Here is a 3,920-nt window from a genome sequence, read left to right on the forward strand (position 1 = left end):
CCCTATCTGGCGCCTGAATATCTGGGCTCGGGCATGGCCATTGCCACCAAAGCGGACAATCCGGCGCTGGCCGCCGCGATCGATTACGCGCTGCAGGAGATTTCGATGAAAGGCACGTTCGCCGAATTTTATCTGCGCTATTTCCCGGTCAGCTTTTTCTGATCCGGTTCCGGTCGGCTTTGCCGGCCTGACCTGAACCTCAACAGCGCCCGGCCAAGAACTCAGGTCAGCGTGCGCAGCCGCGCCTTGGCCGCGCGGCCGATGGCAGCAACCGTCAGCGTGTCGAGATCGAGCTGACGCCGGATCAGCTGCAGCACCCGCACCTCTTCCATGCGCATTTCGAGGTCGACGGCGGCAACCTCGAAGGCGGCGGCATAGGCGGTGTCGCGCAGCCGCTCAGGCAAGACCTCGGCGACTTCAGCCAGCACACCCTCCAGCCCGTCCTTTTCGTGCAGGCGCTTCTGGCAGTCCTGGGCAACGCCGACCAGCCTGTCGCGGTTGAAGTCCTCGAACACCGGCCAGGAGCGGACGACCTCGCCGATCCGCGCCAGTTCGACATCGGTCATGTCGCGGTCCGAGGCCGAGGTGATGACCATCAGATAGATCAGGGCTTCATGAGGTGTCGGCAATTTTTTCTCCTTGAACCGGGCCTCGAAGTTAGGAACGCCCGTTCTGCACCGCAAGGAAAAAGCGCCGCACGCGTTGACGCTCCGGCGCTGCACGCCTAGAGACCGGTTGAAAACCTTGCCGCGGCCCGCCTTCGGGCCGGCAAATGATTTGGAAACTGTGACATGGCGGGATCAAACATCATCGATCTCAACCCCGAACTGTTGGCGGCCGCGACCGAAAGCAAGGCGTGGCCCTTCGAAGAGGCCAAAAAGATCATCGAGCGCTACAAAGGCGCCGACTTCCCGCAAACAATCCTGTTCGAGACCGGCTACGGGCCGTCCGGCCTGCCGCATATCGGCACGTTCGGCGAAGTGGCGCGGACGTCGATGGTGCGCCATGCTTTCCGCGTCCTGACGCAGGATAAGGTCGCGACCAAGCTGCTGTGCTTTTCCGACGATATGGACGGCATGCGCAAGATACCCGACAGCGTGCCGGACCGCGCCGCACTCGAGCCTCATCTGCACAAGCCGCTGTCGTCGGTCCCCAACCCCTTCGGCGGCGACTATGCGAGCTTCGCCGACCACAACAACGCGATGCTTTGCCGCTTCCTCGACACGTTCGGCTTCGACTACGAGTTCGCCAGCGCGACGCAATACTACAAGTCCGGCCGTTTCGATGCGATGCTCAAGCGCGCCGCCGAACGCTATGAGCAGATCATGGCGGTGATGCTGCCGACGCTCGGACCCGAGCGGCAGGCGACCTACAGCCCGTTCCTGCCGATCTCGCCGAAGAGCGGCCGGGTGCTTTACGTGCCGATGAAGCATGTCGACGCCGAGGCCGGCACCATCACCTTCGACGACGAGGGCACCGATACCACGCTTTCGATCACCGGCGGCCGCGTGAAGCTGCAGTGGAAGCCGGATTTCGGCATGCGCTGGGCAGCGCTTGGCGTCGATTTCGAAATGTTCGGCAAGGACCACCAGACCAATGCGGTGGTCTATGACCGTATCTGCAACATTCTGGGCGGACGGGCGCCGGAGCATTTCGTCTACGAACTGTTCCTCGACGAGAACGGCCAGAAGATCTCGAAGTCGAAGGGCAACGGGCTGACCATCGACGATTGGCTGACCTATGCGCCGACCGAAAGCCTCGGGCTCTACATGTACCAGCGGCCGCGGCAGGCCAAGAAGCTGTATTTCGACGTCATCCCGCGGGCCGTGGACGAATACTATACGTTCCTTGCCGCTTATCCCCGGCAGGACTGGAAGGAACGGCTGGGCAATCCGGTCTGGCATATGCATGATGGCAACCCGCCCGCGATCGACATGCCGGTGCCGTTCTCGCTGCTGCTCAATCTGGTCAGCGCCTCCAACGCGCAGAACAAGGATGTGCTGTGGGGGTTCATTTCACGTCATACGCAAGGCGTGACGCCAACGACGCATCCCGAGCTCGACCGGCTGGTCGGCCATGCGATCCGCTATTTCGACGATTTCGTGAAGCCGACGAAAACCTTCCGGCCCGCCGACGAGGTCGAGCGCGAGGCGCTGGCAGCCCTCGACGAAGCGCTTGGGGCGCTGCCGGCGGACGCCAATGGCGAAGCGATCCAGAACGCCTCGCTCAACGTCGCGCGCAGGATCGAGCGCTACCAGGATCATTCCAAGCAGAGCCCGGAAGGCGGCCCCGGCGTATCGGGCGCCTTCTTCCAGATGATCTATCAGGTGCTGATCGGCCAGGAGCGCGGCCCGCGCTTCGGCTCGTTCGCAGCGCTCTACGGCGTGGCCGAGACACGTGCGCTCATTGAGCGGGCGCTGGCTGGTCAGCTGGCTTGAGCACGCCGTCGACCTCTTCCAGGATCGAACCCGGCGCCTGAGGGGCCGGGCGTGGCGCGGCCGGCATCGCCGGCATGCCGGACAGATCGGGCGCCGATCCGAAAATGCCCTTCTTCGCCGTGCGCGCCTTGTCGCCGGCTTCGACATAGGGTCCGCCCTTGGCGGCGCGCGCCCAGCCGTTGTCGACCAGCCATTGGCCGATATCCTGATTGCCGATCCGGCATTCGGCGGCGATCAGGTCGCGGCCGCCCTGCGGCGGCACCGTGCAGACCACCGCGCGGCCGCGCAGGAAGGCGCGGAACGCCGTCCGCGCCCGGACACCGCACGGCCAGGGCTTGCCGTCCTCGCTGCAGGTCTCATCCTGCCTGACGATATCGATGCCGGAAACCGCGACCGAGTAACCCTTCGCCTCGATCAGGCCGGCGGCCGGCGCAACCGGCTGGAACAGCTTGGTGCCGTTCCAATCGTCGGGCATTTTCGGCTTGGGCGGCACAGCCAGCGCGAGTTTGCTCAACGGCTCGCGCGGCTCGACCCGTTCAAGCCCCTCGGCGGGCAGTTCCGGTGGCGCGACAATTTGGGGATCGATCGCCCTCGAATGCAGCGCCGGCTTTGGCGGCTGCGGGGCTGCTATGGCCGATGTGGCCGGCTCCTGCGGCACCGTCCCGGCAGCCTGCTGCGCCATCGTATCGGCGCCCGGATCAAGCTGGTCCACCGTGATGACGCTTTCACTCCCTTTCAACGTGCGACCGCCGGCGACGACCATGGCCGCCATCACCGGGACCATCAGAACCGCCAGGGCATGACGAAGGAGCCGCACCAGCTTGACCTACTGGCTAGCCCAGACAATCCGCGCCACCCATTCGACATCGCGCATGGGAATATCGCGGTCGGGATGATCGGGATTGAGCGAGACCAGCGCAATCGACTTGACGGTCTGGCGCTCGAGCACCTTGGCCATCACCTCGCCTGATGTGGTCTTGACGACGACGCGATCGCCCTTGCGGGTGACGGCGCCCGGTTCGACGATGAGGACGTCGCCATTGCGGTAGAGCGGCAGCATGGAATCGCCTTGCACCTGCAGCGCGTAGGAGCTCTCGGTCGATTGCGCCGGCAGTTCGATCAGATCCCAACCCTGCCCGACTGGAAAGCCGGCATCGTCGAAGAAGCCGCCGGCGCCGGCTTGGGCAAAGCCGAGCAACGGCACGGAGCTTCTGCGGGCGACCGAAGCGGCATGGCTGGTCGAAGCACCATTGCTGATCCCAGGCCGGCCTTCGATCAGACCGGTGAATTCGTCGAGTGAGGCGCCCGTCGCCTCGATGATCTTGGCCAGCGATTCGGTCGAGGGCCAGCGTGGTCGGACATCCGACGACAAACGCTTCGACTTGTTGAAGGCAGTGGAATCGAGCCCCGCACGCTTGGCCAAACCCGAGGCCGAAAGCGAATAACGCTTGGCAAGAGCATCGATGGCAGCCCAGACTCGGT

General features: G+C 64.5%; 5 protein-coding genes. 2 read left to right on the forward strand and 3 right to left on the reverse strand.

Annotated features, from left to right (window positions below):
• The coding region (locus EN984_RS25570) for a transporter substrate-binding domain-containing protein (protein WP_164765643.1) at positions 1-162 on the forward strand (162 nt) is incomplete at its 5' end.
• A gap of 59 nt (positions 163-221) precedes the next feature.
• Here EN984_RS25570 and EN984_RS25575 read toward each other — a convergent pair.
• Positions 222-629 carry a tellurite resistance TerB family protein gene (locus EN984_RS25575; protein ID WP_256755010.1) on the reverse strand — a complete coding sequence of 136 codons (408 nt, stop codon included), beginning with the start codon at positions 627-629 and terminating at the stop codon, positions 222-224.
• Positions 630-791: 162 nt separating this feature from the next.
• Here EN984_RS25575 and EN984_RS25580 point away from each other — a divergent pair, with 162 nt between their 5' ends.
• Positions 792-2,438 (forward strand): lysine--tRNA ligase, encoded by a 1,647-nt coding sequence (locus EN984_RS25580; protein ID WP_127384038.1) that lies wholly within the window; start codon positions 792-794, stop codon positions 2,436-2,438.
• Here the strand turns inward: EN984_RS25580 and EN984_RS25585 are convergent.
• Both EN984_RS25585 and EN984_RS25590 read right to left on the reverse strand, forming a co-directional pair.
• Positions 2,404-3,255: a thermonuclease family protein gene (locus EN984_RS25585; RefSeq protein WP_348627432.1), complete on the reverse strand. Its 852-nt coding sequence runs from the start codon at positions 3,253-3,255 to the stop codon at positions 2,404-2,406. The two genes, EN984_RS25580 and EN984_RS25585, sit on opposite strands and share 35 nt — an antisense overlap.
• Positions 3,256-3,264: 9 nt before the next feature.
• The coding region (locus EN984_RS25590; protein WP_164765644.1) for a helix-turn-helix transcriptional regulator at positions 3,265-3,920 on the reverse strand (656 nt) is incomplete at its 5' end.

The organism is Mesorhizobium sp. M7A.F.Ca.CA.004.12.1.1 (genome assembly GCF_003997835.1).
Taxonomy (GTDB): Bacteria; Pseudomonadota; Alphaproteobacteria; order Rhizobiales; family Rhizobiaceae; genus Mesorhizobium.